The organism is Streptomyces sp. NPDC048353 (genome assembly GCF_055587165.1).
Map to the genome: position 1 here is coordinate 103,712 of NZ_JBVJGU010000003.1, position 23,865 is coordinate 127,576.

The 23,865-nt window shown below is 71.7% G+C and carries 27 protein-coding genes; 16 read left to right on the top strand and 11 right to left on the bottom strand.

Annotated features, from left to right (window positions below):
- The first annotated feature begins 88 nt into the window (after positions 1 to 88).
- The gene (locus ACZ6RC_RS10910; protein ID WP_453610727.1) at positions 89 to 262 is read left to right on the top strand and encodes a CsbD family protein; all 174 of its coding nucleotides are present in this window, start codon (positions 89 to 91) and stop codon (positions 260 to 262) included.
- A gap of 160 nt (positions 263 to 422) precedes the next feature.
- On the opposite strand, the gene ACZ6RC_RS10915 is transcribed toward ACZ6RC_RS10910, so the two are convergent.
- Both ACZ6RC_RS10915 and ACZ6RC_RS10920 read right to left on the bottom strand, forming a co-directional pair.
- Complete coding sequence (locus ACZ6RC_RS10915) at positions 423 to 1,511, bottom strand: SRPBCC family protein (RefSeq protein WP_453610728.1); 1,089 nt, start codon at positions 1,509 to 1,511, stop codon at positions 423 to 425.
- 3 nt (positions 1,512 to 1,514) lie between these two features.
- Entirely contained in the window at positions 1,515 to 2,498 is a 984-nt protein-coding gene (locus ACZ6RC_RS10920; protein WP_453610730.1) for a histone H1-like repetitive region-containing protein, read from the bottom strand.
- 210 nt (positions 2,499 to 2,708) lie between these two features.
- Between ACZ6RC_RS10920 and ACZ6RC_RS10925 the strand changes: the two genes are divergently transcribed.
- The 8 genes from ACZ6RC_RS10925 (at position 2,709) to ACZ6RC_RS10960 (ending at position 6,686) form a co-directional block, all read left to right on the top strand.
- The gene (locus ACZ6RC_RS10925; protein WP_391134213.1) at positions 2,709 to 3,083 is read left to right on the top strand and encodes a gas vesicle protein GvpO; all 375 of its coding nucleotides are present in this window, start codon (positions 2,709 to 2,711) and stop codon (positions 3,081 to 3,083) included.
- A 29-nt stretch (positions 3,084 to 3,112) separates the two neighbouring features.
- Complete coding sequence (locus ACZ6RC_RS10930; RefSeq protein WP_391134216.1) at positions 3,113 to 3,574, top strand: gas vesicle structural protein GvpA; 462 nt, start codon at positions 3,113 to 3,115, stop codon at positions 3,572 to 3,574.
- A gap of 3 nt (positions 3,575 to 3,577) precedes the next feature.
- Positions 3,578 to 4,297, top strand: coding sequence for a GvpL/GvpF family gas vesicle protein (locus ACZ6RC_RS10935; protein ID WP_469581014.1), 720 nt, complete (start codon positions 3,578 to 3,580; stop codon positions 4,295 to 4,297).
- 95 nt (positions 4,298 to 4,392) lie between these two features.
- Positions 4,393 to 4,641, top strand: coding sequence for a gas vesicle protein GvpG (locus tag ACZ6RC_RS10940; RefSeq protein WP_391134222.1), 249 nt, complete (start codon positions 4,393 to 4,395; stop codon positions 4,639 to 4,641).
- 20 nt (positions 4,642 to 4,661) lie between these two features.
- On the top strand, positions 4,662 to 5,111 hold the full coding sequence (locus tag ACZ6RC_RS10945) for a gas vesicle protein (RefSeq protein ID WP_391134225.1): 450 nt from the start codon (positions 4,662 to 4,664) through the stop codon (positions 5,109 to 5,111).
- Positions 5,108 to 6,052, top strand: coding sequence for a GvpL/GvpF family gas vesicle protein (locus tag ACZ6RC_RS10950; RefSeq protein ID WP_469581019.1), 945 nt, complete (start codon positions 5,108 to 5,110; stop codon positions 6,050 to 6,052). The genes ACZ6RC_RS10945 and ACZ6RC_RS10950 overlap by 4 nt, the downstream gene beginning before the upstream one ends.
- Positions 6,049 to 6,267 (top strand): gas vesicle protein, encoded by a 219-nt coding sequence (locus ACZ6RC_RS10955; RefSeq protein ID WP_391134231.1) that lies wholly within the window; start codon positions 6,049 to 6,051, stop codon positions 6,265 to 6,267. Before ACZ6RC_RS10950 ends, ACZ6RC_RS10955 begins: the two co-directional genes overlap by 4 nt.
- Positions 6,264 to 6,686, top strand: a complete 423-nt coding sequence (locus tag ACZ6RC_RS10960) for a gas vesicle protein K (RefSeq protein WP_469581022.1) — start codon at positions 6,264 to 6,266, stop codon at positions 6,684 to 6,686. Before ACZ6RC_RS10955 ends, ACZ6RC_RS10960 begins: the two co-directional genes overlap by 4 nt.
- A 44-nt stretch (positions 6,687 to 6,730) precedes the next feature.
- Here ACZ6RC_RS10960 and ACZ6RC_RS10965 read toward each other — a convergent pair whose 3' ends face one another.
- From ACZ6RC_RS10965 to ACZ6RC_RS10975, 3 genes are read right to left on the bottom strand one after another with little or no spacing between them, the layout of a single operon-like run.
- Positions 6,731 to 7,480, bottom strand: coding sequence for a succinate dehydrogenase/fumarate reductase iron-sulfur subunit (locus ACZ6RC_RS10965; RefSeq protein ID WP_469581025.1), 750 nt, complete (start codon positions 7,478 to 7,480; stop codon positions 6,731 to 6,733).
- Positions 7,477 to 9,423: a fumarate reductase/succinate dehydrogenase flavoprotein subunit gene (locus tag ACZ6RC_RS10970; protein ID WP_391134240.1), complete on the bottom strand. Its 1,947-nt coding sequence runs from the start codon at positions 9,421 to 9,423 to the stop codon at positions 7,477 to 7,479. Before ACZ6RC_RS10970 ends, ACZ6RC_RS10965 begins: the two co-directional genes overlap by 4 nt.
- A gap of 1 nt (position 9,424) precedes the next feature.
- Positions 9,425 to 10,153 (bottom strand): succinate dehydrogenase, encoded by a 729-nt coding sequence (locus ACZ6RC_RS10975; RefSeq protein WP_391134243.1) that lies wholly within the window; start codon positions 10,151 to 10,153, stop codon positions 9,425 to 9,427.
- 72 nt (positions 10,154 to 10,225) lie between these two features.
- On the opposite strand from ACZ6RC_RS10975, the gene ACZ6RC_RS10980 reads away from it, so the two are divergent.
- Positions 10,226 to 11,104: a LysR family transcriptional regulator gene (locus tag ACZ6RC_RS10980; protein WP_469581030.1), complete on the top strand. Its 879-nt coding sequence runs from the start codon at positions 10,226 to 10,228 to the stop codon at positions 11,102 to 11,104.
- A 142-nt stretch (positions 11,105 to 11,246) separates the two neighbouring features.
- Here the strand turns inward: ACZ6RC_RS10980 and ACZ6RC_RS10985 are convergent, their stop codons facing one another.
- From ACZ6RC_RS10985 to ACZ6RC_RS10995, 3 genes are all read right to left on the bottom strand, one after another.
- Positions 11,247 to 13,412 carry a putative bifunctional diguanylate cyclase/phosphodiesterase gene (locus ACZ6RC_RS10985; RefSeq protein ID WP_391134249.1) on the bottom strand — a complete coding sequence of 722 codons (2,166 nt, stop codon included), beginning with the start codon at positions 13,410 to 13,412 and terminating at the stop codon, positions 11,247 to 11,249.
- Positions 13,409 to 14,221, bottom strand: a complete 813-nt coding sequence (locus ACZ6RC_RS10990) for an SAM-dependent methyltransferase (protein ID WP_469581033.1) — start codon at positions 14,219 to 14,221, stop codon at positions 13,409 to 13,411. The genes ACZ6RC_RS10985 and ACZ6RC_RS10990 overlap by 4 nt, the downstream gene beginning before the upstream one ends.
- Before the next feature lie 265 nt (positions 14,222 to 14,486).
- Positions 14,487 to 15,473, bottom strand: a complete 987-nt coding sequence (locus ACZ6RC_RS10995) for an SCO0930 family lipoprotein (RefSeq protein ID WP_391134255.1) — start codon at positions 15,471 to 15,473, stop codon at positions 14,487 to 14,489.
- A gap of 827 nt (positions 15,474 to 16,300) precedes the next feature.
- Here ACZ6RC_RS10995 and ACZ6RC_RS11000 point away from each other — a divergent pair.
- On the top strand, positions 16,301 to 17,065 hold the full coding sequence (locus tag ACZ6RC_RS11000; RefSeq protein WP_391134261.1) for a bestrophin-like domain: 765 nt from the start codon (positions 16,301 to 16,303) through the stop codon (positions 17,063 to 17,065).
- Between the two features lie 286 nt (positions 17,066 to 17,351).
- Complete coding sequence (locus tag ACZ6RC_RS11005; protein WP_391134264.1) at positions 17,352 to 17,915, top strand: hypothetical protein; 564 nt, start codon at positions 17,352 to 17,354, stop codon at positions 17,913 to 17,915.
- Positions 17,916 to 18,078: 163 nt separating this feature from the next.
- On the opposite strand, the gene ACZ6RC_RS11010 is transcribed toward ACZ6RC_RS11005, so the two are convergent.
- Positions 18,079 to 18,606, bottom strand: coding sequence for a hypothetical protein (locus ACZ6RC_RS11010; protein WP_391134267.1), 528 nt, complete (start codon positions 18,604 to 18,606; stop codon positions 18,079 to 18,081).
- A 379-nt stretch (positions 18,607 to 18,985) separates the two neighbouring features.
- Here ACZ6RC_RS11010 and ACZ6RC_RS11015 point away from each other — a divergent pair, with 379 nt between their 5' ends.
- Positions 18,986 to 19,636 (top strand): class F sortase, encoded by a 651-nt coding sequence (locus ACZ6RC_RS11015; protein WP_391134270.1) that lies wholly within the window; start codon positions 18,986 to 18,988, stop codon positions 19,634 to 19,636.
- A 60-nt stretch (positions 19,637 to 19,696) separates the two neighbouring features.
- On the opposite strand, the gene ACZ6RC_RS11020 is transcribed toward ACZ6RC_RS11015, so the two are convergent.
- Both ACZ6RC_RS11020 and ACZ6RC_RS11025 read right to left on the bottom strand, forming a co-directional pair.
- A complete protein-coding gene (locus ACZ6RC_RS11020) occupies positions 19,697 to 20,551 on the bottom strand; it encodes a polysaccharide deacetylase family protein (protein ID WP_469581048.1) in 855 nt (284 codons plus the stop codon).
- Positions 20,552 to 20,662: 111 nt separating this feature from the next.
- Entirely contained in the window at positions 20,663 to 21,883 is a 1,221-nt protein-coding gene (locus tag ACZ6RC_RS11025) for a CapA family protein (protein WP_469581050.1), read from the bottom strand.
- A gap of 261 nt (positions 21,884 to 22,144) precedes the next feature.
- Here ACZ6RC_RS11025 and ACZ6RC_RS11030 point away from each other — a divergent pair, with 261 nt between their 5' ends.
- The 3 genes from ACZ6RC_RS11030 (at position 22,145) to ACZ6RC_RS11040 (ending at position 23,862) form a co-directional block, all read left to right on the top strand.
- Entirely contained in the window at positions 22,145 to 22,702 is a 558-nt protein-coding gene (locus ACZ6RC_RS11030) for a sigma-70 family RNA polymerase sigma factor (protein ID WP_391134278.1), read from the top strand.
- 4 nt (positions 22,703 to 22,706) lie between these two features.
- A complete protein-coding gene (locus ACZ6RC_RS11035; RefSeq protein WP_391134281.1) occupies positions 22,707 to 23,120 on the top strand; it encodes a PaaI family thioesterase in 414 nt (137 codons plus the stop codon).
- 247 nt (positions 23,121 to 23,367) lie between these two features.
- Positions 23,368 to 23,862: a hypothetical protein gene (locus ACZ6RC_RS11040; RefSeq protein WP_469581052.1), complete on the top strand. Its 495-nt coding sequence runs from the start codon at positions 23,368 to 23,370 to the stop codon at positions 23,860 to 23,862.
- Positions 23,863 to 23,865 lie beyond the last annotated feature (3 nt).

Here is a 23,865-nt window from a genome sequence, read left to right on the forward strand (position 1 = left end):
CGTTTCGCCTGAAAGGCATGCTTATAGCCGCTCGGGGTAGGGGCGCGGTAGGACACGCACGGGGTGACGTGGTGGAGAGGTGAGAGAGATGGGCGCAGGCAAGAAGGCGAAGAACGCCGCGAAGACCACCAAGGGCAAGGCGAAGGAGGCGACGGGCAAGGCGGTCGGGAACGAGACCCTGGAGATGAAGGGCCGCCGCGAGCAGATGGCCGGCGACGCCAAGCAGGCCGCTTCCAAGGCCAAGGACACGCTCAAGCACTGAAGGACCGCGCCCGTCCACCGGGCGCGGGGAGCCCGGGCGACGATCACGACGCGGCCGACATCACGACGCGTAAGGCTGTTTCGGCGTTCAGGGCGCGACGGAGGGCCGGCATCCACTGCCGGCCCTCCGTCGCGCACCGCCGGTCGGCGGCCGGGTGCCCTCACGTGCGCCTGCGGCGCCGCGGGGCGGGCTCCTCCTCGGGCTCTTCGTCCTCCTCGGGCTCCTCCTCGTCGTACTCCTCCTCCTCGTCCTCGTCCTCGTACCCGCCTTCCTCGTCCTCCTCGCCCTCCTCGGGCTCTTCGTCCTCCTCGCCCTCCTCGTCGTACTCCTCCGCATCCTCGTCGGCGTCCTCGTACCCGTCGGCCTCTTCGTCCGGGTACTCGTCTTCCTCGCCCTCTTCCTCCTCGCCCTGTTCCTGTTCCTCCTCCTCGATCGCGTCCTCGTGACTCCGGACGACCTCGCCGTCCCGGATCTCGCCGCGCCAGCCCTCGGGCTCGTCGGTGGTCAGGGAGACGAACCGCTGGAAGTTCTTGAAGTCCAGACGAAGGCGGCGGCCCTGCGCGCGCCAGATGTTGCCGGTCTTCTCGAAGAAGCCGGAGGGGAGGTACTCGACGACGAGGACGACGCGGGTCAGCGACGGCGCGAGTTCGTGGAACGAGACGCAACCGCGCGTGGTCCCCTTGGCCCCCTCGGAGGTCCACACGATGCGGTCGTCGGGAATCTGCTCCTGCGTGGTCGCCTTCCAGCTTCGGGTGGAAGGACCGACCTTCACCTTCCACGAGCTGGCGGTGTCGTCGTCGCGCGAGGCGTCGCGGACACCCTTGGCGAAGCTGCTGAACTTCTCGTACTCCGTCCAGAAGTCGTACACCGTCCGCAGCGGCAGGCCGATGTCGAGCACCTCGATGATGTTCATGGCCTTGCCGCCGCTCTTGCGGCTCTTACCCTTGCCCTTCCCGCCGTCCTTGCCGAAGAGCCCGGTCACGCTGTCCTTCAGGCTGCCGAGCTTCTGGCCCGCCATGGCCTTCAGCGGTGAGTCGCCCTTCAGGATGCGGCCGCCGATTCCGGCGACGTCCGAGAGCTTCCCTCCGTTCTCGGCCACGTCGGTGAGCTGGTCCGTGAGATCCCCGAGTTTGTCGGTCGCCTTGCCGGCCAACTGGTCCGCCTGGGCGGAGAGAAAGCCGGTCAGTTCGCCGAGCAGCTGATCCAGGCCCGACGATCCCTTGCCGCCGTCACGGTCTGACGTAGCCATGGCCTACCTCCGTCCGGACGGCTTGCGGGCCGCCGACTTCTTGGCGGCGGTCTTGCGAGCCGGAGCCCGGCCCGTGGTCTTCTTGGCCGGCGCCTTCTTCGCGGGCGCCTTCTTCGCGGGGGCCTTCTTCGCCGCCGTCTGCTTCGCCGGCGCCTTCTTGGCGGGGGCCTTCTTCGCCGCCGTCTTCTTCGCCGGGGCCTTCTTGGCGGGTGCCTTCTTCGCGGCGGGCTTCGACGGGGCGGACCTGGCGGGCGCCTTCTTGGCCGGTGCCTTCTTCGCCGCCGTCTTCTTCGCCGGCGCCTTCTTGGCGGCCGACTCGCGGGAGGGACCGGAGCCTCGGCCCGCCGAACGAGACGAGCCCGCGGCCGACTTGCCCGTACCGCCACGTGAGGACGAAGGGGTGCGCCGACGAGGCGGAGGAGCCTCTTCCTCTTCTTCCTCCGGCTCTTCCTCTTCCTCTTCCGGCTCTTCCTCTTCCTCTTCGGGCTCTTCCTCCTCGGCTTCCGGCTCCCCCTCCTCTTCGTCCTCTTCCTCTTCGTCCTCTTCCTCGTCTTCTTCGTTCTCCGGGGGCGCGTTTCCACCCTCGTCCTCGTCCTCGTCGGCGTACTCCTCCTCCGCCTCCTCGTCCTCGTACGGCTCTTCCTCCTCCTCGTCCTCTTCACGGCCCCCGCCGCCCTGGGACAGTTCGAGGGTGCGCTCGTGCAGCGAGTCGGCAAGGTCGGTGAGCTTGCGGTTGGCCGCGGCGGTCAGCGCCTTCTTGCCCGCTTCGAGTGCTTCGCCGCGCAGCTGGTCGCCGAGGTCGGCGAACTGCGGCATCTCCTTGACCCTGGAGAGGCCCTCCTTCATCAGCTGGCTCGGATCCAGTCCGAAGCGGCGGCCGGCGAGGTACGTCGCCGCGGAGAAGGCCAGCTTGCCTTTCTTGGTCCTCCCGAGGAGGTAACCCCCAGCCACCGCGGCCGCGAGCGCGATCTTGTTCATGTCCTGCATGAGCTCATCCCCTTCACCAGGGCGTCGGCGGGCATTCTCGCTCCGCCTGCCGGAGCGTCCGAACCGGCGGACCGGGGGTGTTTCGCGCAGGAGCGACGAAGCGGTCCCGCTCGGGCTGCCGTCTCTCAGCGGCTACCCCCCCTACAAGACTTATGCCCCCAATAGGTGACATTCTAGGACGTAACGGGCTGTCTCCCCATGGGAGGGCATATGGCCGCAGCAGAACCGGGTCGCTCCCGGCGGGTCCCCCCGCGCGGCGACGACGACACCGACGAGCAGCGCAGGAAGCCACCGCGGCGCGCTTCCCCAGGACGCCGCTCGGGCGTCCCGAACGCCGCTTCGGCCATGCGCTCGGCGGCCGTGCAGCTCTCGGAGCTGCTCGGCCGGCCCCCCGACTCGGTCTCCTCGCTCAAGCCGACCGACCAGGGGTGGGAGGCGCAGGTGGAGGTGATGGAGCTGGAGCGCGTCCCGGACAGCACCAGCGTCATGGCCAGCTACCGGGTCGCCCTGGACGAAGAGGGCGAACTGATCTCCTACGAACGCACCCGCCGCTACAGCCGAGGAACGATCGACCGGCCGGCCTGAGCCAGGGTTCGGCCGCGGAAGGAGGCGCCATGACCATGGTGCCGCAGAGCGGCAACACCGTATCCAGGGGCGGAGGCGGCTCCAGCAGCCTCTACGACGTCCTGGAACTCATTCTCGACCGCGGTCTGGTCATCGACGTCTTCATCCGCGTCTCGCTCGTGGGCATCGAGATCCTCAAGATCGACATACGGATCGTCGTCGCGAGCGTCGACACCTATCTGCGCTTCGCCGAGGCCTGCAACCGGCTCGACCTCGAAGCCGGACGCAAGGCACCGGCCCAACTGCCCGAGGTCGTCGGCAACATGATGGAAGGCGGCGCCAAGGGCAAGTCCAAGGGCGCGCTCAGCGGAGCCGTCGAAGCCGTCAGCGACTCCCTGACCGGAGGGTCGTCCAAGGCGCGGGAGCCCGACGAGGAGGAAGAGGCCGAGGAGTCGGCCCCTCCCCGCAAGCGGCGCCCGGCGAGGCGGCCGGTACGACGAGAGAAGGAGTGACCGATGGCGCTGTACGTGTACTCGATCGCCGGCAAGGGCCACTCCCTGCGCCTGGACGGTCTCACCGGAGTGGGCGCCGAACCCTCGCCGCTGCGGAGCGTCACCTATGGTGAACTCAGCGCGATCGTCGGGGAGATCTCCGAGGACATCCGCCCCAAGCGGCGTGACCTGTCCGCGCACCAGGAGGTCCAGGAGCGTCTGATGGCGGACGGCGCCATCCTGCCGTTGCAGTTCGGATACATCGCGCCGGACGAGGATGCCGTGCTCCGGGCCCTGGAGGAGAACACCGGCGCCTACCTCGACGCGCTCGCCCGGGTCGAGGGCTGTGCCGAGCACCATGTGAGGGCGTCTCAGGCGGATGAGGAGCCCCTCCTGCGCCAGATCCTCGAGGACTCGCCGGAGGCCCGGGATCTCAACGACCGGATCCGCTCCGGTGATCCGGATCCGCACCTGCCGATGACCCTGGGAGAGCTCGTCGCCCGCGAGGTCGAGGTGCGCCAGCAGACCCTGGCCGACGGGCTGGTCCAGGCGTTGCTCCCGTTCGCCCGCGAGCACGTCTCCCGCCCGCCGTCGGCGAGCGCCTTCCTCAATCTGTCGCTGCTGGTTCCCGACGAGCGCAAGGACGACCTGCTGAAGGCCGAGTCGAACCTGGCCCGCGAGATCGACGGCGGGGTGGACCTCCGCTTCAGCGGTCCCCTGCCCCCCTACAGCTTCGTGACGTGACCACGGACCGAGACCACCCACCGAGACCACGGACCGAGCCGCAGACCGGGACCGGGACCGCATCCGAGCCGCTTCCGGAAGGAGGAAGGACCGCCATGGGACTTCTGGGCCGCTTGTTGACCCTGCCCGTCGAGCCGGTGCGCGCCGTCATGTGGGCCGCGCAGCGGGTGGTCGACGAGGCCGAGGACCAGTACTACGACCCCGCTCCGATCTGGCGCGAACTCGCGGAGCTGGAACGCATGCTGGTGGAAGGGGAGATCGACGAGGAGACGTTCGACCGCCGGGAGGACGAGCTGCTGGACCGTCTGGCGGAGATCGAAGAGTTCCGGCAGCGACTGCCTTGACCGGGAAGTGAGTGGCCACCGTGACCGATCCCCTGCCGAGCCGACTGGGCTCCGCCCCGTCCCGTGCCGCCGCGCCGTACGGCCAGAACACCTCGTCCAGCCTCGCCGACATCCTGGAGCGGGTGCTGGACAAGGGCATCGTGATCGCCGGCGACATCCGCATCAACCTGCTCGACATCGAACTCCTCACGATCAAACTCCGGATCCTGATCGCCTCCGTGGACAAGGCGAAGGAGATGGGCATCGACTGGTGGGAACACGACCCGTCGCTCTCCAGCCGCCACACCGGCAGCCCGCTGGAGCAGGAGAACCGCCGTCTCCGCGCCGAGCTGGACGCGCTCCGGCGCGACCGCCCCGTCGACGAGGCCGAACCCGGCGGCCGCGCGATCGGCGGCGCGCTGCACGACCTGCCGAACGACCGTCCGGACGGTGAGACGGGCGGTTCCACCGGACGGCGGGGCCGCTCATGACCAGCGCCGCCGAGGACGTCCTCACCTACGTGTACGCCGTCGTCCCGCGGGCCCAGGCGCCGCACGAGGCCCTCGCCGGCATCGCCGGGGTCCTCGGCTCCCCCGTCCGGTACCTCGACGAGCCGGAACCGTCCGCCGACGCCGGAGCGGGGGACGGCCCGCCGGGTCTCGCGTTCGTCGTCAGCGCCGTACCCCGCCGCGACTTCGACGAGGCCGCGCTGAAGGACCACTTCGAGGATCTGGACTGGCTGGAGAGCGTCGCACGGGCTCACCACGACGTCGTACAGACACTCGCCGGTCACGCCACCGTCCTGCCCCTGCGCCTGGCCACCGTCTACGAGGATGACGCGCGGGCCCGCGAGGCGCTCGTCCGCCGGCGCGCCGCCTTCGCCGAACGGCTGGCCCGGCTTGAGGCGCAGACGGAGTTCGGCGTGAAGATGTACCTCGTACGGTCCGACCCGGCCGGGCCCGGGGCGGAACCGGCCCCGGAGGCGGCCCTCTCCCCGGGCAAGGCGTACCTGCAGCGCCGCAAGGCCCATCGCCACGCGCAGGAGGCCGTCCACGCGCAGGCACGGCTCGCGGCCGAGGCGATCGAGGCCGCGGCGGCGCGCCACGCCTCCCAGCGGGTGCGCCACGCCGCCCAGAGCGGGGCGCTGACCGGCCCCGAGGAGAACGTCCTGAACGACGCCTATCTCGTACCCGACGACCTGGCCGAGACGTTCCGCGCCGCCGTCACCGACGCGGCCCGGGACTTCACGGGGGTCCGCGTCGACGTCACGGGGCCGTGGGCCCCCTACTCGTTCGTCACCCCGCCCGACGAGGCGGAAGAGGCCCCGGACGAGCGCGACGCCCCGGACACCCCCACCGGCCCGACCGCCCCCGGGCCGGCGGGACCCGCCGAGCCCCCGGCGCGGCCCGACATCCGCCGGACGGCGCCATGAGCCTCACCGAGCGCGGCGACCCGCTTCCCGAGCGTCAGGTCGCCCTCATCGACCTCCTCGACCGGCTGCTCAGCGGCGGGGTGGTCGTCACCGGCGACATCGTCCTGTCGATCGCGGACATCGACCTCGTACGGATCTCGCTGCGGGCGCTCATCGTCTCCGTCGATTCCGAGACGGGGATCGCCGCGCCTTCGCAGGACGGAGGACCGCCATGAGCGGCGAGCCCTCGGAGCGGGGCCGCCCGCGGGTGCCGCCCGAGGCGGACGCGCCCCCGCGCCTGCGCGCCGTCGGCGACGCCATGTCCCAGGCGTTCCGGCTCGTCCAGGCCCCTCCTCCGGCACACGGCGGGCGGTCGCGCCCCGCGCACCGGCTCACCACCGACCGGGAGACCGTGGAGGAGGACCTCCTGAAACTCGTCCTGACCCTCGTGGAGCTGCTGCGTCAGCTGATCGAGCGCCAGGCGCTGCGCCGTGTCGACGCCGGGGACCTCACCGACGAGCAGGAGGAGGAGCTGGGCGCCACTCTCATGGCGCTGCACGACCGGCTGGCCGAGCTGTGCGAGGAGCACGGCTTCACGCTGGAGGACCTGAACCTCGACCTCGGGCCGCTGGGGCACCTGCTCCCCCGCGACTGACACCCCGTCCCCGGGCGGGCCGCCCCCGCGTCCGCCGCCGGGGTCTACCGGCGGGCGGCCTTGCGCCGCGCCCGCAGCCACTCCTTGTTCATCGCCGCGATGGACGGCAGCGGGATGCCCTTGGGGCAGGCCGTCGCGCACTCCCCCGTCAGCGTGCAACCGCCGAAGCCCTCCGCGTCCATCTGGGCCACCATGTCGAGGACCCGTGTCTCGCGCTCGGGAGCGCCCTGCGGCAGGACGTTCAGGTGGTTGACCTTGGCCGAGGTGAAGAGCATCGCCGAGCCGTTGGGGCAGGCCGCCACGCACGCGCCGCAGCCGATGCACTCGGCGTGCTCGAAGGCGAAGTCGGCGTCGGCCTTGGGGACCGGCGTCGCGTGGGCCTCGGGCGCCGCGCCGGTGGGGACGCTGACATAACCGCCGGCCTGGATGACGCGGTCGAAGGCGGACCGGTCGACCACCAGGTCCTTGACGACCGGGAAGGCGGCGGCGCGCCAGGGCTCGATGTCGATGGTGTCGCCGTCGCGGAAGGACCGCATGTGGAGCTGGCATGCGGTGGTGCGCTCGGGACCGTGCGCGTCGCCGTTGATGACGAGGCTGCACGCGCCGCAGATGCCCTCGCGGCAGTCGTGGTCGAAGGCGACGGGGTCCTCGCCGCCCAGGATGAGCTGTTCGTTGAGGGTGTCGAGCATTTCCAGGAAGGACATGTCCGAGGAGATGCCGTCCACCTCGTAGGTGGACATGGCGCCGTCGGCGTCGGCGTTCTTCTGGCGCCAGATGCGCAGGGTGAGCTTCATGCGTAGCTCCGCTGGGTGGGGTGGACGTACTCGAAGACGAGGTCTTCCTTGTGCAGGACGGGGGCGTCGCCGGTTCCGGTGAACTCCCAGGCCGCGGCGTACGAGAACGCCTCGTCGCGCCGGGCGGCCTCGCCCTCCGGCGTCTGGGACTCCTCGCGGAAGTGCCCGCCGCAGGACTCGGCGCGGTGCAGCGCGTCGAGGCACATCAGCTCGGCGAGTTCCAGATAGTCGACGATCCGGTTGGCCTTCTCCAGCGACTGGTTGAACTCCTCGCCGGTGCCCGGGACCTTGATGCGGCGCCAGAACTCCTCGCGGATGCCGGGGATGCGGTCGAGCGCGGTGCGCAGGCCCTCGTCCGTGCGGGCCATGCCGCAGAACTCCCACATCAGTTCGCCCAGTTCGCGGTGGAAGGAGTCGGGGGTCCGGTCGCCGTCCACGGCCAGCAGCAGGTTCAGCCGGTCCTCGGTCTCGGCGAGCACCTCGCGCACCACCGGATGCGCGTCGTCGAGCGGCGCGGCCGACGGGTGGCGGGCGAGGTAGTCGTTGATCGTGGAGGGCAGGACGAAGTATCCGTCGGCGAGGCCCTGCATGAGCGCGGAGGCGCCGAGCCGGTTGGCGCCGTGGTCGGAGAAGTTGGCCTCGCCGATGGCGAAGAGGCCGGGGACGGTGGTCTGGAGGTCGTAGTCGACCCAGAGGCCGCCCATCGTGTAGTGCACGGCGGGGTAGATCCGCATCGGCACCTCGTAGGGGTTCTCGGCGGTGATCCGCGCGTACATGTCGAAGAGGTTGCCGTACTTCTCCTCGACGGCCTTGCGCCCCATCCGCCGGATGGCGTCGGCGAAGTCGAGGTAGACGCCCTGTCCGCCGGGGCCGACACCTCGGCCCTCGTCGCAGACGTTCTTGGCGGCGCGGGAGGCGATGTCCCGCGGCACGAGGTTGCCGAAGGAGGGGTAGATCCGCTCCAGGTAGTAGTCGCGCTCGTCCTCGGGGATCTCGGCGGCCGGGCGGGTGTCGCCCTGCGCCTTGGGGACCCAGATGCGGCCGTCGTTGCGCAGCGACTCGCTCATCAGCGTCAGCTTGGACTGGTGGTCGCCGGTGCGCGGGATGCAGGTGGGGTGGATCTGGGTGAAGCAGGGGTTGGCGAAGTGGGCTCCGCGCCGGTGGGCCCGCCAGATGGCGGTGGCGTTGGAGTTCATCGCGTTGGTCGAGAGGTAGAAGACGTTGCCGTAGCCGCCGCTGGCCAGGACCACCGCGTCGGCGTAGTGGGTGGAGATCCGGCCGGTGACCAGGTCGCGGGCGACGATGCCGCGCGCCCGTCCGTCGACCACGATCAGGTCCAGCATCTCGGTACGGGCGTGCAGTTCGACGTTGCCCGCGGCGATCTGCCGGGAGAGCGCCTGGTACGCGCCGAGGAGGAGCTGCTGGCCCGTCTGCCCGCGGGCGTAGAACGTACGGGAGACCTGGACGCCGCCGAAGGAGCGGGTGTCGAGGAGTCCGCCGTACTCGCGGGCGAAGGGGACGCCCTGGGCGACGCACTGGTCGATGATCTCGACGGAGATCTGGGCGAGGCGGTGGACGTTGGACTCGCGGGCCCGGAAGTCGCCGCCCTTCACGGTGTCGTAGAAGAGGCGGTGCACGGAGTCGCCGTCGTTGCGGTAGTTCTTGGCGGCGTTGATGCCGCCCTGGGCGGCGATGGAGTGGGCGCGGCGCGGGGAGTCCTGGTAGCAGAACTGGACGACGTGGTAGCCCTGTTCGGCGAGGGTGGCACCGGCGGAGCCGCCGGCGAGGCCGGTGCCGACGACGATGACGGTGTGCTTGCGCCGGTTGGCGGGGTTGACCAGCCTGGCCTGGAAGCGCCGGGTGTCCCAGCGCTCGGCGACGGGCCCCGCGGGGGCCTTGTGGTCGACGGCGGGCGCGCCCACCGTGTAGTCGAGGAAGCTCATGTCAGCTCACCACTCCGGTCATGACGGCGACGGGGACGGAGACGAAGCCCAGGGTGAGGGCGAGGGCGAGCCCGTTGGCGGCGGCCTTCAGGCCCCGTTCGCGGCGTGCGTTGCCGACGCCGAGGGTCTGGGCCGCGCTCCAGAAGCCGTGGCGGACGTGGAGTCCGACGGCGAGCATGGCGACGATGTAGATGGTGTTGCCGTACCAGGTGGAGAAGGTGTCCACGACGTTCTGGTACGGGTGTCCTTCCTGGAAGCCGCCCGGGTGCGCGGTGCCGGTGGTCAGGTCCAGGATGTGCCAGACGATGAAGAGGGCGACGATCACGCCGCCCCAGCGCATGGTCCGGGTGGCGTAGGAGGAGCGCTTGCGCCGGTGGACGTAGGCGGTGGGGCGGGCCCGGATGTCACGCCTGCTGAGCTGGTATGCGGAGACGGCGTGGGCGACGACGGCGGCCAGGAGCACGATCCGCACGAGCCACAGGGCCCAGGAGTGGTGCAGGACGGGGGCGCCCATGGTGCGCAGCCAGTGGCCGTACGCGTTGAACTCCTCGGGGCCGAAGAAGACTTTCAGGTTGCCCATGACGTGGGCGACGAGGTAGCCGAGCATGAGCAGGCCGCTGACGGCCATGACCGTCTTCTTGCCGAGGGTCGACGCCCAGAAGCCGGTCGAGCGCGTCGGGGAGGGGGGACGGCCGGTCCCCCGGTCCTTCGTCTTCGTTGCCAGAGCCATGGAGTCGACGCTAGGGGCGAAGAGCCCGAGAGGTCCAAGACATGGTTCGGCTCATCTCGATAGGCTGGGCCTATGCAGTTCCAGCAGCTCCTCTACTTCGTGGCCGTGGCCGAGACCCGTCACTTCACCCGCGCCGCGGAGCGGGTGCACGTCTCCCAGCCCTCGCTGTCCCAGCAGATCAAGGCGCTGGAGCAGGAGCTGGGAGCGGAGCTGTTCAGCCGGGCGCGCGGGAACATCACGCTGACCGACGCCGGCGAGGCGCTGCTGCCGCTGGCCCGGCGAATCCTCGCCGACACCGACACGGCCCGGCACGAGGTGCAGGAGCTGGCGCAGCTACGGCGCGGGCGGGTGCGGCTCGGGGCGACGCCGAGCCTGTGCACGGGGCTGCTGCCGGACGTGCTGCGGGCCTTCCACGACGCCCACCCGGGGATCCGGCTCCTGATCGAGGAGGGCGGCTCGCACGATCTCGTACGGGAGCTGGCGCGCGGCGCGCTCGACCTGGCGCTGGTGGTGCTGCCGCTGCCGAGTCCGTCGCCGGCGCTGACGACGGTGGAGCTGCTCCGCGAGGATCTGGTGGTGGTCTCCTCGGCGGGCGCGCCGGCGCCGCGGCGACCGGTGCGGATCGCGGATCTGCGCGATCGCCCGATGGTGATGTTCCGGCACGGCTACGACCTGCGGGAGCTGACGGTGGCGGCGTGCCGGGCGGAGGGTTTCGAGCCCTCGTTCACGGTGGAGGGCGGCGAGATGGACGCGGTGCTCGGTTTCGTACGGGCGGGCCTGGGGGTCGCGGTGGTGCCGGCGATGGTCGCGGCGCGGGCGGGTGGCGACCTGCTGGTCACGCCCCTGGCCCGCCCCGGTCTGCGCCGGACGATCGCGCTGGCGCACCGGAGCGACGTGGCCCCGCCCCGGGCAGCCCGGGAGCTGCAGCGGTTCCTCCTCCGCTCGGCGTGAGGCCGCGCATCACATGAGTCCGCGCCCCGCGTGCGCCCGCGCTCAGTGAGGCCCACCTGAGGACCGCGTGAGGCCCGGCCCCGCCGTGAGCCCCGCCCCGAGGGGCCCTGCACCGGGTGAGGCCCCCGCTCCCCGGGGGTCGCTACACCGCGTCCGCGAGGAGCAGGGCGTGGATGCGGTCGGGGGCGCCGGGGCGGGCGTAGTACCAGCCCTGGGCGGTGTCGCAGCCGAGTTCGCGCAGTTGCTGGGCCTGTGCGCCCGTCTCCACGCCCTCGACGGTGACGGCCAGTTCGAGGCTGTGGGCCAGCGAGACGATGCCCTCCACGATCTTGAGGTCGACCGGATCGGCGGGGTGCTGCTGCATGCCCCGGGTGAAGGAGCGGTCGAGCTTGAGGACGCTCACCGGGAGGCGGCGCAGATTGGCCAGGTTGGAGTAGCCCGTGCCGAAGTCGTCGAGGGCGATGTCCACGCCCATCTCGGCGAGTTGCCGCAGCGGCTTGAGGAGGTCGTCGTCCGCCCCGATCAGCGCGGACTCGGTGACCTCCAGGCACAGGGCGCCCGGTTCGAGGCCCGAGCGCTCCAGCACGTCGACGGTGTCGGCGACCAGGCGGGGATGGTGCAGCTGGGTGGGCGAGAGGTTGACGTTGATCCGCAGCGGTCCGCCGTCGGAGTGCCGGGCCTGCCAGAACCGGGCCTGGCGGACGGCCTCTTGGAGCACCCAGCGGCCCAGCGGCACGATCAGGCCGGTGTTCTCGGCGAGCGGGATGAAGCGGTCGGGGCCTAGCACCCCGTGTTGCGGGTGGCACCACCGGACGAGCGCCTCGGCGCCGTGCACGCTGCCGTCGCCGAGGTGGACGAGCGGCTGGTACTCGATGAAGAACTCGCCGCGCTCCAGGGCGGCCGGCAGGGCGGTGGTCAGTCCGTGCCGGGTGATGGCCCGGGCGTCGGCCTCGGCGTCAGCGAGTTCGAAGCGGTTCCCGCCCGCCGACTTGGCGCGGTACATGGTGATGTCGGCGCTGCGCAGCACCTCGGCCGGGGTCCGTTCGCCCGCCGGGCCCTCGACGACGCCGACGCTGCCGCGGACGGTCAGCTCGCGGCCGTCGATCCGGACGGGGGTGGCGAGCGTGGTGAGGATGCGGTTCGCCAGCTCGACGACCTGTCGTTCGGTGTCGGTGCCGGTGGTGAGGGCGACGAACTCGTCGCCGCCGAGCCGGGCCACCATCTCGCCGGGAGCGGTGGCGCAGCTCTGCAGCCGGTCGGCGACCTCGACGAGCAGCCGGTCCCCGGCCGCGTGGCCGAGACTGTCGTTGATCGCCTTGAAGCCGTCGAGGTCGAGGTAGCAGAGCCCGAAGCGGGCGCCGTCGGCGGGGGCGAGGGCCTTCTCCAGGCGTTCGAAGAACAGGGTCCGGTTGGGCAGTCCGGTGAGCGCGTCGTGGGTCGCCTCGTAGCGGAGCCGGAGGTTGAGCAGGCGCCGTTCGGTGGTGTCCTCCATCAGCGCCAGCTGGTACTGCGGGAAGCCCTCGGCGTCCCGCAGCAGCGAGACGGTGAGGTTGGTCCACAGGACCGTGCCGTCGCCGCGGTAGTAGGGCTTCTCGACGCGGTAGTGCTCGCGTTCGCCGCGGACCAGCTCGCCGTAGAGCTTCCAGACGTGCGGAGCGTCCTCGGGGTGCACCCAGTCCTGCACGTTGCGGCCGCGGACGTGGTGCTCCAGGCCGCCGAACATCCGGGTCAGGGTCTCGTTGATCTCCAGGATGTTGCCGTCGAGGTCGGCGATGCCGATGCCGATGGCGGCGCCCTCGAAGACCGCCCGGAAACGGGTCTCGGTGGCGTGCAGGGCGACCTCGGCGGCGCTGCGGGCGGCGAGCGCGGAGCGGGCTATCGACTCCTGTTCGGCCAGGGTCCGTTCGCGCAGGCCCTGGGCGAAGCCGGCCGCCATGGCGTGCTGGAGCCGCGCGCACCGGGCCCGCAGCTCCTCGGCGGGGTGCTCCCGCTCGTCGCCGCAGTACAGCACGAGGTAGGAGTCGACGACGCCGAGGCTACGGCTGAGGGCGTCGGGGTCGGTGCAGTGGGCCGCCACGAGCGCGGTCCCGGCGCGGTGGGCCGGGGTCGTGTCGAAGGGCCGGTCGTGCAGGGCGGCGCGCAGGACGCGGGCGAGCGGCAGCAGGTGCCCCTCGAACTCGGCGCGGGTCAGCGAGGTGGCGGTGACCGGGAAGATGGCCCGGCTCCAGATCGTCGCGAACCGCCTGAGTCTGTCCTCGACGTCGTCCGGTTCCGCGCCGGAACCGGACGGCTGAGACGGCAGCTTCACGCCTTGCGCCCCACCCCTGCGAAGCCCGAGAAGGCGAAGGGATCCTCCTCCTCGACCTCCCCGTCGGGCCGCCAGTTCGGCATGGACACCAGGCCGGGTTCGAGGAGTTCGCAGCCTTCGAAGAAGCGGGAGATCTCGGCGTGCGAGCGCATCACGAGGGGGTTGCGGATGGTGCGGTAGACCTCGACGGTGCCGCCGGCCTGCTCCTCCGTCAGCGGGATGCCCTCGTAGGAGGCGTGGGTCAGCACGACGAGGCTGCCGGGCGCCAGGGCGTCGAGGAGTTCGGCGACGGCCTTCGCCGGTTCGTCCTCGTCCTCCAGGAAGTGCAGGACGGCGACGAGGAGCAGTGCCACCGGCTTGTCCAGGTCCAGGAGCCGCTCCACCTCGGGGTTGTCGAGGATCTCCCGGGGCTTGCGCAGATCGGCGGAGACGACGGCCGCGCCGTCGTTGCCCTCCAGCACGGCGCGGCTGTGCGCGACGGCGACCGGGTCGTGGTCGACGTAGACCACGCGGGCGGCCGGTTCGGCGGCCTGCGCTATCTCGTGGACGTTGCCGAAGGTCGGGATGCCGGAGCCTATGTCGAGGAACTGGGTGATGCCGCTGTCGACCGCGAAGCGCACGGCGCGGCGCATGAAGGCACGGTTCGCCTGCATGATCTTGGGCAGTCCCGGCATGAACTCCATGGCCTTGCGGGCCGCTTCCCGGTCCACTTCGAAATTGTGCGAGCCGCCCAGATAGTAGTCGTACATACGGGACACGCTCGGCACCGAGATATCGATACCCGGCGGGGCCCAGGCGGGACGCTCCATCAATGTCTCCAACAAGTCGCCACGGGGATGCGGCCATGTGTTCGCGGCCGGTGTTCGAGCCGAGGCTACTGATCGCCCGCCGAGAGAGCGAGTGGAAACGGAAATTCGCGATCCGTTCTTGGTCACACGCCATTGGCACGTGCGTACGCAGCGAAGAGTTCGCGCCTTCCTACCGTGCACATTCACGTGCATATGGACGTGCGTCGAGCCCGCCGTCACGGGAGGCGTGACGGCGGGCCGACCGGTCGCAGCGCGGCGCGGGGGACTACTTGGGCGCTCCGACCAGCTTTCCCTCGGGGGAGACGGCGTACCAGGTGCCGCCCACGCCTTGGCCGTTGGTGTCTCCGGGCTCCTCGTCACCGGCGAAGGTGTACAGCGGCCAGCAGTCGATGGTCTGCTGCTTGATGCCGTCGGGCCGGTTGAAGGTCACGAAGCCCTTGCGCGTGATGCCCTTGGTGTCGTTCTTGTCCACAGGGGCGACAACCGGCCACTTCTCCAGGCAGGGACCGACACAGGCCGTCTTCATGGGCCAGGCGGAATCCTTCTTGAAGCGGTAAACCGTCATTCCACGCGAATCCACCACAACGTCACCGAGCTTGGGATCCTTGCGCACCGAGAGCCCTGTGGGAACCGTACCGGAATCTTCGCCTCCGTCGGCGTTCTCCTCATTCTGGGCCGGTGCGGCCTTCTTTCCGTCCGGGGCGGCGGCGAACCAGGTGCCGCCCACGCCTTGACCGTTGACATCGCCCGGCCGGGCGTCCTTGGCGTAGCGGTACATCGGCCAGCCGTCGACGGTGAGCTGCTTGGTGCCGTCGGCCCGGGTGACCTCGCCGAGCAGCGCGGAGTCCACGCCGGCGGGCGGCTTGGCCCCGGCGGGGCTCACCACGGGCCACGCCTTCACGCAGTCGCCCTCGCAGGTGGCGCGGGGCGGGTTCGCGGAGTCCTTGTCGAAGCGGTAGAGCGTGAAACCCTTGCTGTCGGTGAGCACCTCGCCGAGCTGCTTGGTGTCCGCCGCCACGAGCTGGCCGGCGGGCGAGGCGGGCGCCGCTCCCGAACCCTCGGCGCCGGAGCCGTAACCCCCGGAGGCGTACCCACCGGGGTTGTATCCGTCGGCGGACGCCCCGGCCGGGTTCGCCGCCCCGGCGGGGGCTCCGCCGAGCGACTGGTCGCCCTTTTCCTGGCCGCAACCCGTCGTCAGCGTGAGAACGGCCGCCGCGGTCAGCGCGAGTGCCGCGTTCCCCCAGGTCTTCATGTCAACTCCCGTTGCTTCATAGCTTGTTGGACCGGCGTCGGGATCCGTCCACGGCATGGAGTACGGGGCCGGGGGGCGGTCTGCTCAACCTCTGGCGAAAAATTTCCGCCGGAACGTCAAACCGCCGTCCTCCAAGAACCCCTCCATCCAGCGAATCCGGAGCGTTCCGCGCACACGGGGAGCGCGTTCTGATCATGCTCGTCGGCGTGTCTGTGTACGGATCGCTCCTCTCGCGGCCCCTGGGGGCCGCCGCGCTGCTGTGGCTGCTCGCCACTCCGGTGCCGGCGGCCGCCGACGCCTGCGCCTACGCCGTGACCGGGCCCGGCGGTACGAACGCGGTCGCGGTGGCGGGGGTGTGCCCGCCCACCCCGACCCCGCCCTCGCCCAGCCCCACGCCGACGCCCACGCCCACGCCCACTCCGACGCCGTCGCCGTCGCCGGAGCCTCCACCCCCGCCGCCTCCGCCGCCGAAGCCGAAGCCGCCGAAACCGAGCCCGACGCCCGAGCCGCCGCCTCCGGTACGCGCGGATCCGCCGCCCCCGCCGAGGCCGGCCCCGCCACCTCCGCCTCCCCCGCCGGCGCCCGAACCGCCGCCCCCTCCCCCGGCGGCGCCGAAGCCGACGCCGCCCCCCACACTGCGGCCGCGGCCGCCGGCCCCGGCCCCCGTCGCCCTGCCCGCCTACCGCCGCGCCCAGCGGCCCGAACCCGACGGCGGACCCTCGCTCGTGTCGATGACGCTGCTCGTCACCGCACCCGCGGTACTGGCGACCGCGGCACTCCGTCCCCGCTCCCGCTGAGCCCGCTGAGCCCGCCGAAGGAAGACCACCATGTCCGAATGGCTCGTCCTGTCCATCGCGATGGCCGCCGCGTGCGCCGTCGTCCTCACCATCGTCGTCATCAACAACCGCAGGCTCTCCGACGACGACGACCCCAGCGAGACGCCCGACGTCATCGAGTACATGACGATGATGATCGGCGTGGTCTACGCGATCGTCCTCGGCCTGGCCATCGCCGGCGTCTGGGAGGCCCGCAGCGCCGCCCAGGAGACCGTGCGCCAGGAGGCCCAGGCGCTGCACGAGATCTCGGCGCGGGTCGAGGTCTACCCGGCCGACGTCCGCGACCGGATCCGCTCCGACGTCGACGCGTACGTCGCCTACGTCATCGACGACGAGTGGCGTCACATGTCCGAGCACGGCGAACTCAGCGAGAAGGGCACCGAACTGCTGGAGCGGATCCGCCGCGGCGTGACCGACTACCGACCCGCCGACGACCACGAGGGACAGGCGTACCAGCCGCTGGTGGACCAGGTGGCGGCGGTGGACGACGCCCGGGGAGCGCGGGGGCAGAGCGCGGGGGCGACGATGCCGGGGGTGGTGTGGTTCGGCCTGATCATCGGAGCGCTGGTGACGGTCGGCCTGATCTTCACCCTGCAGATCCGGCGCACCGGGCGCGAACTCCTGCTCGCGGGCCTCTTCAGCGCGCTCATCGCCTTCCTGCTCTTCCTGATCTGGGACTTCGACGCGCCGTTCGGACGGGGTATCTCGGCCACCGCCACCCCCTTCACCGACCTCTTCCCGGAGGTCGTGAACTGAACGGAGGGCGGGGCTGAGGGCGGGCGGGGGGCGGCCGGGAGCGGCCGGGAGCGGCCGGGCGGACGGAGACGCCCCCGGGGGCGGCGGACACGGCGTGGCGGAAGGCCCGGAATCCCGGGCCCGGAGCAGCGTCCTGTAGGCCGAACGGTGGACCTTGGTGCCCCATTCGCCCGTCTGGGATCGCGGTTGTGATAGTGCGCTTCTAACGTTTCGGGCATCGAGGTGCATTCCTGCCCTTTCGCGGAAAACCTTCCGCGGCTGCGCCTCACGGACCCGGAGGACACCCATGCGCGCGATACGTGCCGCGTCCACTGCCCTTCTGGGGGCGGCCGCCCTCGCCTTGGCCGCTCCCCTCGCCTCGGCTGCGGACGGCGCCCCCGCACCCGCCCCCAAGGCGCCCCGAGCCAAGGCTCCGGGCGACTTCGTCGTCTCCCCCTCGCTCGTGGCCCCCGGTGGCCGGGTGACGCTCAGCGCTCCCGCCTGCCGCAGCACCGCGACCGCCTCGGCCGGCATCTTCGACACCGTGACCATCGCCCCGGGATCCACGGCCACCGCCGTGGTGGACCAGGACGCCAAGCGGGGCGCCGTCTACACCGTCTCGTTCAACTGCACCGGCGGCGTCCAGGAGACCGTCACGCTGACCATCAGCGGCACCACGGCCACCCCGACGGCCAACTCCACCGTGCTCACCCCGCCTCGCGGCGTACAGGGCGGTCTCGGTGGTTCGGTCGGCGGGATCGACACGGTCACCCTGGCGGCGGGCGCCGGCCTGGTCGCCGTCGCGACCACGGGTCTGGTGTTCGTCGTACGGCGGCGCCGCGCGGATCTCGACCGGGCCCGGCGTCACTGACGGCGGGGACGGTGTCTCCCGACGGCGCCTCCCGCCACCACCCGCACCCCCGCCATGACCGCGGACACGACCGCGGACACCCGTCGCCCCCGAGTCCTGTCCGACCAGGATTCGGGGGCGACGGGGCGTGGCTGGCGGCCGACCGATCGGGAGGTTCGGCCGGTCAGGCGGCGGCGCCGACACGGCGGCGGCGGGCGATGAAGAGACCACCGCCGAGCCCGGCCGCGGCGACGAGGGAACCGCCGACGGCCATCTCCGTGGAGCTGGGCGCGAGCGAGCCGCCGATGCCGCCCTGCGAGCCCTGGCCGGCCAGCACGCGGAACTGGCCGGTGAGCACCCGGTTGTTGTTGCAGTGCACGGTCAGGGTGTGCTGACCGAGCCGGGCGTTGTCGTGGATGCGGGCGACGGCACTGGAGACGCCGTTGACGTTCGCGGAGAGGCTGGTCGTCGGGAAGGCGTCGGACGTGACCCGGCCGCCGGAGCAGCCCCTGACCGTGATCGTGAGGGTCGATCCCTGGTGGACGGCGAAGGGGGTCACGGTGACGCCCTGGTTTCCGTCCCCTCCCCGCTGGACCACGGAGGAGTTGACGGTGACGTCGCCGGGACCGTTCGTGGCGGCGGCGAGGGGGGCCGCGAGCCCGACCGCCGCGAATGCGGTGGCGGCCACCGCCAGAGTGCGTGCAGCACGCATGGTTGAACCTCCAGTGGAAGACGCCCCGAAGCGGTGCCCCGGGAAATTCGACGAGTACGCCTTCCATGACGAACCATCACCATTCCGGACAACCACCGCACCCTGACACTGGTCCACCCCGGTGAGGCGACACGCCGGGAAAAGGGCCGCCGTACCTGACGGAGCCGCAGGTCACAGGCCGTCAGGCTGCTTATCTGATGATTACTCGTATGGGTCATCGTTCTCGTCACCCGGCCCGCCCTGGGGTACCACTGAGCTCCCGGCGCCTGCCGGACGGCCCTCGCACGGCCGGGAGGCGCCCGCCACCCGTTCGCCTCTCCCCGCTCGCCGGTCCGGCCCGCCACCCTTACCGTTTCGTCGACGCCACGAAGGGAGAACCATGAGCCCCAAGGACTTCCGCGTCTTTGAGCCCAGAAGACGCCAACCGTGGGGCGTCCTGACCCTCGTCATGCTGTCCGGCCTGGCGATGATGCGCAACGGGGTCGATGTCGAGCTCGGCCCCCCGCAGCCCGCCGCCGCCGCGGCTCCCACCCGCATCGGGGCTCCGCCGGCCGTCTCCGGCCTGGCGCCGCTGCCGTTCGCCCCCGCCTCACGGGTGAAGATCCCGTCCATCAGGGTCGCGGCCCCCCTCATGGACGTGGGCCTGGACGAGAACGGCTGGATCGCCGCGCCTCCCCCGGAGGACGCCAATCTGGCCGGGTGGTACCAGAACGGCATCGCGCCCGGGCAGCGCGGCACCTCCATCATCGTCGGCCATGTCGACAACCAGGCCGGTCCCGCGGTCTTCTACGGCCTGGGCTCGCTGGAGAAGGGCCAGTTGGTCGAGGTGGAGCGGTTCGACGGCCGCGTCGCGATCTTCGAGATCTACGGCGTCGAGGTGTACGCCAAGAACAACTTCCCCGGTGTCCAGGTCTACGCCGACACCGGGGAGCCCGAGCTGCGGGTCATCACCTGCGGCGGCGGCTACTCCCGGGCGCAGGGCTACGACGGGAACGTCGTCGTCTACGCCCGCATGGTCGCCACCCGCTGAGCGGGCGGACACACCGGCAGGGCCCCCGGCGCCGCGCGCCGGGGGCCCTGCGGTACCCGATCAGCGCTGGGGCACGGTGATGCTGTAGCCGGCGTCCAGCAGTTCGGGCAGGTAGCGCCTGAGCGCCGCCACGCTCTGGGAGCGGTTGCCGCCCGCGTCGTGCGAGAGCACCACGACCCCCGGGGCCGCCCCGTCCAGGACCCGGCGCACGATGCTGTCCGTGCCCGGCTCCTTCCAGTCGAGGGTGTCCACGGTCCAGGCCAGCGGCTCCATGCCCAGTTCGGCGCCGATCTCGAACGAGTGCCGGTTCCACGCCCCGAACGGGGCGCGGTACCACAGGGGCGCCGTACCGAGGGTCCGCTCCACCAGGTCGCTCGTGGAGCCCAGCTCGTGGCGGATGAGCGAGGGGCGCAGCTTGGGGATGAGGGGATGGGACCAGGAGTGGTTGCCCACCACGTGCCCGTCGGCGGCCATCTCCCGCAGCAGGTCCCGGTTCTCGGCGGCCATCTCCCCGCAGACGAAGAACATCGCCCGGCAGCCGTAGCGGCGCAGGGTGGCGAGGATCTCCGGGGTGTAGCGGGGGTCGGGTCCGTCGTCGAAGGTCAGCACCATCGAGCGGCCGACGCCGGACATCTTCAGGAACGGCCGCTGCCGGACCGGCGGGAGCGCCCTGCGCAGGGTGGGGGGCGCGTAGGCGGTCATCGGCTGGAGCCGGTAGGCGGAGGGCTTCAGCCGGGTGCTCGCCGGCGCCCCCGAGCCGGGCGCGCCCGCGGCGGTCCCGGGTGCGGTACTCCCGGGCCGTACGGGCGTAGCAGCCCGTTCCGCGGCGAAGACCCCGACCGTGGCGGTGGCCCCCAGGGCGGCGGCGATGCGCAGCACCGTACGGCGCCCTTTGGGAATCTGATCGTTTTTCATGACTAATAACTCGCATGGCCGAAGGCCGGTGCGCTTCCTCCACACCGGCCGCCCTGCCGAAAGCACCCGATGAGCCGATAGCCGGACCGCCCCGGCGCGGCCTTTCGCCGCCTACCGCCCCATCACCAGACCGTCGTTGCCCGCCCCGCGGCCGAGGACGACCTCGCGGATGGTGTCGCGTACGGCGGTCTGCCCGCCGCCCTGTTCGAGGGCGGCGTTGAGGTTGACCACCCGGCCCCGGGAGGTGTCGAACCACTGCGGGATGAACTCCGCCTTGGTGACCTCCCAGCGGCCGCCCGGCGCTGCGGGCGGGGAGAAGGTGAACCGGCCGAGGGTGCCCTGGTTGCCCCGGGGGTCGAGGGAGCCCTGGTAATTGATCATGTCGCCGGCGATCTGGTCGCCCATGCCGTAGACGATCCAGACGCCGTTGACCTTCTCGTACGCCTGGGGCACGTGTGCGTGCGTGCCGATGATGAGGTCGATGTCGGGGCGCCCGCCGGACCGGGAGGCGGTGAGGGAGCTGCCGAGGGTCAGCTGGGTGTCGTCGGGGGCGGTCTCCCACTCGGTGCCCCAGTGCAGGCTGACGACGACGACGTCGGCACCGGCCTTGCGGGCCGCCCGGGCGTCGGCGACGATCCGCTGCTCGTCGATCAGGTTGACCGCCCAGGGCTGCCCGTCGGGCAGGGGGTAACCGTTGGTTCCGTAGGTGTAGGCGAGTTGGGCGACGGTCGCGCCGCCCGCCTTCATGAGCGGGGGCCGCGCGGCCTCCTCGGCGGAGCGGGCGGAACCGGCGTGCCGGACGCCGGCCCGGTCGAGTGCGTCGAGCGTGCGGCCCAGTCCGGCGACGCCGTCGTCCAGGGTGTGGTTCGAGGCGGTGGAGCAGGAGTCGTAGCCGGTGTCCTTGAGGGCCGCGGCGATCTCGGGCGGCGACTTGAAGGCGGGGTAGCCGGTGTAGGGGCCGCCCTCCTCGCCGTACACCGTCTCCATGTGGCAGATCGCCAGGTCGGCCTGGGAGACGACCGGCTTGACGCCGGCCAGCATCGGGCGGAAGTCGTAGCCCTGGCCGTTCGCGTCGGCCGCGGCCTGGCGGATGACCGAGGAGTGGGGCAGGACGTCCCCGGAGGCCACGAGGGTGAAGCCGGCGCGGGCCGAGGGCCCGCCGACTCCCTCCGAGGACGTGGCGGAGCCGGCCGGTGGCGGGGCGGCGGAGCGTGGGGGGTCCTGCCCCGCGGGCGGTGCTCCGGAGGTACGGGCCGCGCCGGCGCAGCCGGTCGCCGCGGTGAGCAGGACGGCGGTGACGACCACCGCCCGTCGTCTCGTGCGCTGGGTCATATGCCGGACTCCGCAGTTCATCTGACGAACATCTGTCCTGATGAATTCACAGCGGATATAAGCCGCAGTCAAGGCACAAAGCCGCGAAGCTTTCAAACCCCGCTGAAACGGACGCAGCGCTTCCGTGTGACCGTTCACCGCACCATTCGCCGCTCGGTGCGACCGCTCGTCGCACGGACGTGTGCGTTCCCTGTCCCCCGTCGCCCGCATGCGTTCGGATACGCCCCGTGGGACGACGAGCCGGCAGGAGAGGTGTGCAGCATGACAACGGCGACGACCGACGAGCGTGCCCTGGCGGAGCTCCAGCGTGACCACGGCCCGGCCCTCCTCGCCTTCCTGCTCCAGCTGACCTACGGCGATCAGCAGCGGGCCGAGGACCTGGTCCAGGAGACGCTGGTGCGCGCCTGGCTCCACCCGGAGGCCTTCGACAGCCCGTACGAGTCGATGCGGCCGTGGCTGTTCACCGTCGCCCGGCGCCTCGCCATCGACGCCCGGCGCTCCCGGCTCGCCCGGCCCGCCGAGATCGGCGACGGGATGCTCGCCGCCACCCCCGACCCGGCGGACGTCACGGAGTCGGCGGTCGCCGCTCTCGACGTCCGGGCGGCCGTGCGGGGCCTGAGCCCGGAACACCGGGCGGTCCTGGTCCGGATCTACTTCCACGGCCTGACCGTCAACGAGGCCGCCGCCGACCTCGGCATCCCCGCCGGGACGGTGAAGTCCCGCTCGCACTACGCGCTGCGCCAGCTCGGGCGGTGCCTGCCCGGCTACCGCCCCCGGCGCGGGGGCGTTGCCCGGCCGAGGGCCGCGGCCGCACAATGAGCGGGTGACGCTGACTCTCGCCGCCGCGGACCGGGTACTCGCCGACAACTTCGCCCCGTGGGTGCTGGATCTGGGCCTCTCGGTGGTCTCGCTCGACACCGGGGAGGCGGTCCTCCGCCTCCCCTGGTCGGACCGGCTGGCCCGCGAGGGCGGGGGGCTGTGCGGGCAGGCGCTGATGGCCGCCGCCGACACGGCGACGGTGATCGCGGTCTCGGCCGCCCGGGGCGGTTTCGTGCCCATGACGACGGTCCAGCAGTCGATCAGCTTCCAGCGGGCCGTCCTGGGCGCGGACGTCCTGGTGCGGGCACGGCTCACCAAGACCGGCAAGCGGATGGCGTTCGCGGACATCGCGATGACGGCCGAGGGGACGGACGAGACCGCCGCGCACGCGACGGCCGTCTACGCCCTGCTCGGCTGAGCCGCCCGGACCTGCAGCGAGGGCCCGTCGACCGGGCCGCCCCGGCCCGCCCGGGCCTCGACATGTCCCACGCGTCACGGGCGTAAGGCCCCGCCCCGCCTCTCCCACCAGCACCGATGCGCGGGTAAAACGTATCCGAAACCACACCGGCGAGTTGAGCAAAGAGCGACCCGCGCGCGTCTTCTTGGGTGGAGGCTCGTCCTCGGGGTCCTCGACCGACACGACACGTCCGGAGAAGGTGGGAGCGTTGCTGCCCGAGAGTACGAACGGCACCAGCGGGGGCGGCCTCGCCGTCCCGATGGCCTGGTTGTGTGCCGAGTTCACCGCCGGCGACCTGCTCCGCACGAGCTGTCTGGTGGAGCCCGGCTCACTGGAGTACCGGGCCGGACAGCGCACGCTGGCCCTCACCATCCACCTCTGCGAGACCGCGGAGGACCGCGTGGCCACGGGCCGCGCCGACCGGCTCGACGAGTGGATCAACCGGACCGCGTACGACCATCCCTGGCCCGACTGGGTCCGCGCGCGGCTCGACGCCCGGGCCCGCGCGGGAGACGAGGGACCCGACCTGGCCCTGGCCCGCGAGACCTGGCGGCTCCTGGAGGCGACCCTGATCCGGGCGGCCGATCTGGGCGGCCTGCCGCCCTTCTCGCCCGGCTTCCCGGTCGACGAGCGGGCACAAGTGTGGATGCCCGCATGGCAGTTGGGACTTCCCCTCGGACATCTGGCCCTGCATCTGTACTGACCC

Coding starts and splice junctions, on each gene's coding strand:
- ACZ6RC_RS10910 (WP_453610727.1), top strand. CDS start 89: ATGGGCGCAGGCAAGAAGGCGAAGAACGCCGCGAAGACCACCAAGGGC.
- ACZ6RC_RS10915 (WP_453610728.1), bottom strand. CDS start 1,511: ATGGCTACGTCAGACCGTGACGGCGGCAAGGGATCGTCGGGCCTGGAT.
- ACZ6RC_RS10920 (WP_453610730.1), bottom strand. CDS start 2,498: ATGCAGGACATGAACAAGATCGCGCTCGCGGCCGCGGTGGCTGGGGGT.
- ACZ6RC_RS10925 (WP_391134213.1), top strand. CDS start 2,709: ATGGCCGCAGCAGAACCGGGTCGCTCCCGGCGGGTCCCCCCGCGCGGC.
- ACZ6RC_RS10930 (WP_391134216.1), top strand. CDS start 3,113: ATGACCATGGTGCCGCAGAGCGGCAACACCGTATCCAGGGGCGGAGGC.
- ACZ6RC_RS10935 (WP_469581014.1), top strand. CDS start 3,578: ATGGCGCTGTACGTGTACTCGATCGCCGGCAAGGGCCACTCCCTGCGC.
- ACZ6RC_RS10940 (WP_391134222.1), top strand. CDS start 4,393: ATGGGACTTCTGGGCCGCTTGTTGACCCTGCCCGTCGAGCCGGTGCGC.
- ACZ6RC_RS10950 (WP_469581019.1), top strand. CDS start 5,108: ATGACCAGCGCCGCCGAGGACGTCCTCACCTACGTGTACGCCGTCGTC.
- ACZ6RC_RS10955 (WP_391134231.1), top strand. CDS start 6,049: ATGAGCCTCACCGAGCGCGGCGACCCGCTTCCCGAGCGTCAGGTCGCC.
- ACZ6RC_RS10960 (WP_469581022.1), top strand. CDS start 6,264: ATGAGCGGCGAGCCCTCGGAGCGGGGCCGCCCGCGGGTGCCGCCCGAG.
- ACZ6RC_RS10965 (WP_469581025.1), bottom strand. CDS start 7,480: ATGAAGCTCACCCTGCGCATCTGGCGCCAGAAGAACGCCGACGCCGAC.
- ACZ6RC_RS10970 (WP_391134240.1), bottom strand. CDS start 9,423: ATGAGCTTCCTCGACTACACGGTGGGCGCGCCCGCCGTCGACCACAAG.
- ACZ6RC_RS10975 (WP_391134243.1), bottom strand. CDS start 10,153: ATGGCTCTGGCAACGAAGACGAAGGACCGGGGGACCGGCCGTCCCCCC.
- ACZ6RC_RS10980 (WP_469581030.1), top strand. CDS start 10,226: ATGCAGTTCCAGCAGCTCCTCTACTTCGTGGCCGTGGCCGAGACCCGT.
- ACZ6RC_RS10990 (WP_469581033.1), bottom strand. CDS start 14,221: ATGGAGCGTCCCGCCTGGGCCCCGCCGGGTATCGATATCTCGGTGCCG.
- ACZ6RC_RS10995 (WP_391134255.1), bottom strand. CDS start 15,473: ATGAAGACCTGGGGGAACGCGGCACTCGCGCTGACCGCGGCGGCCGTT.
- ACZ6RC_RS11000 (WP_391134261.1), top strand. CDS start 16,301: ATGTCCGAATGGCTCGTCCTGTCCATCGCGATGGCCGCCGCGTGCGCC.
- ACZ6RC_RS11005 (WP_391134264.1), top strand. CDS start 17,352: ATGCGCGCGATACGTGCCGCGTCCACTGCCCTTCTGGGGGCGGCCGCC.
- ACZ6RC_RS11010 (WP_391134267.1), bottom strand. CDS start 18,606: ATGCGTGCTGCACGCACTCTGGCGGTGGCCGCCACCGCATTCGCGGCG.
- ACZ6RC_RS11015 (WP_391134270.1), top strand. CDS start 18,986: ATGAGCCCCAAGGACTTCCGCGTCTTTGAGCCCAGAAGACGCCAACCG.
- ACZ6RC_RS11020 (WP_469581048.1), bottom strand. CDS start 20,551: ATGAAAAACGATCAGATTCCCAAAGGGCGCCGTACGGTGCTGCGCATC.
- ACZ6RC_RS11025 (WP_469581050.1), bottom strand. CDS start 21,883: ATGACCCAGCGCACGAGACGACGGGCGGTGGTCGTCACCGCCGTCCTG.
- ACZ6RC_RS11030 (WP_391134278.1), top strand. CDS start 22,145: ATGACAACGGCGACGACCGACGAGCGTGCCCTGGCGGAGCTCCAGCGT.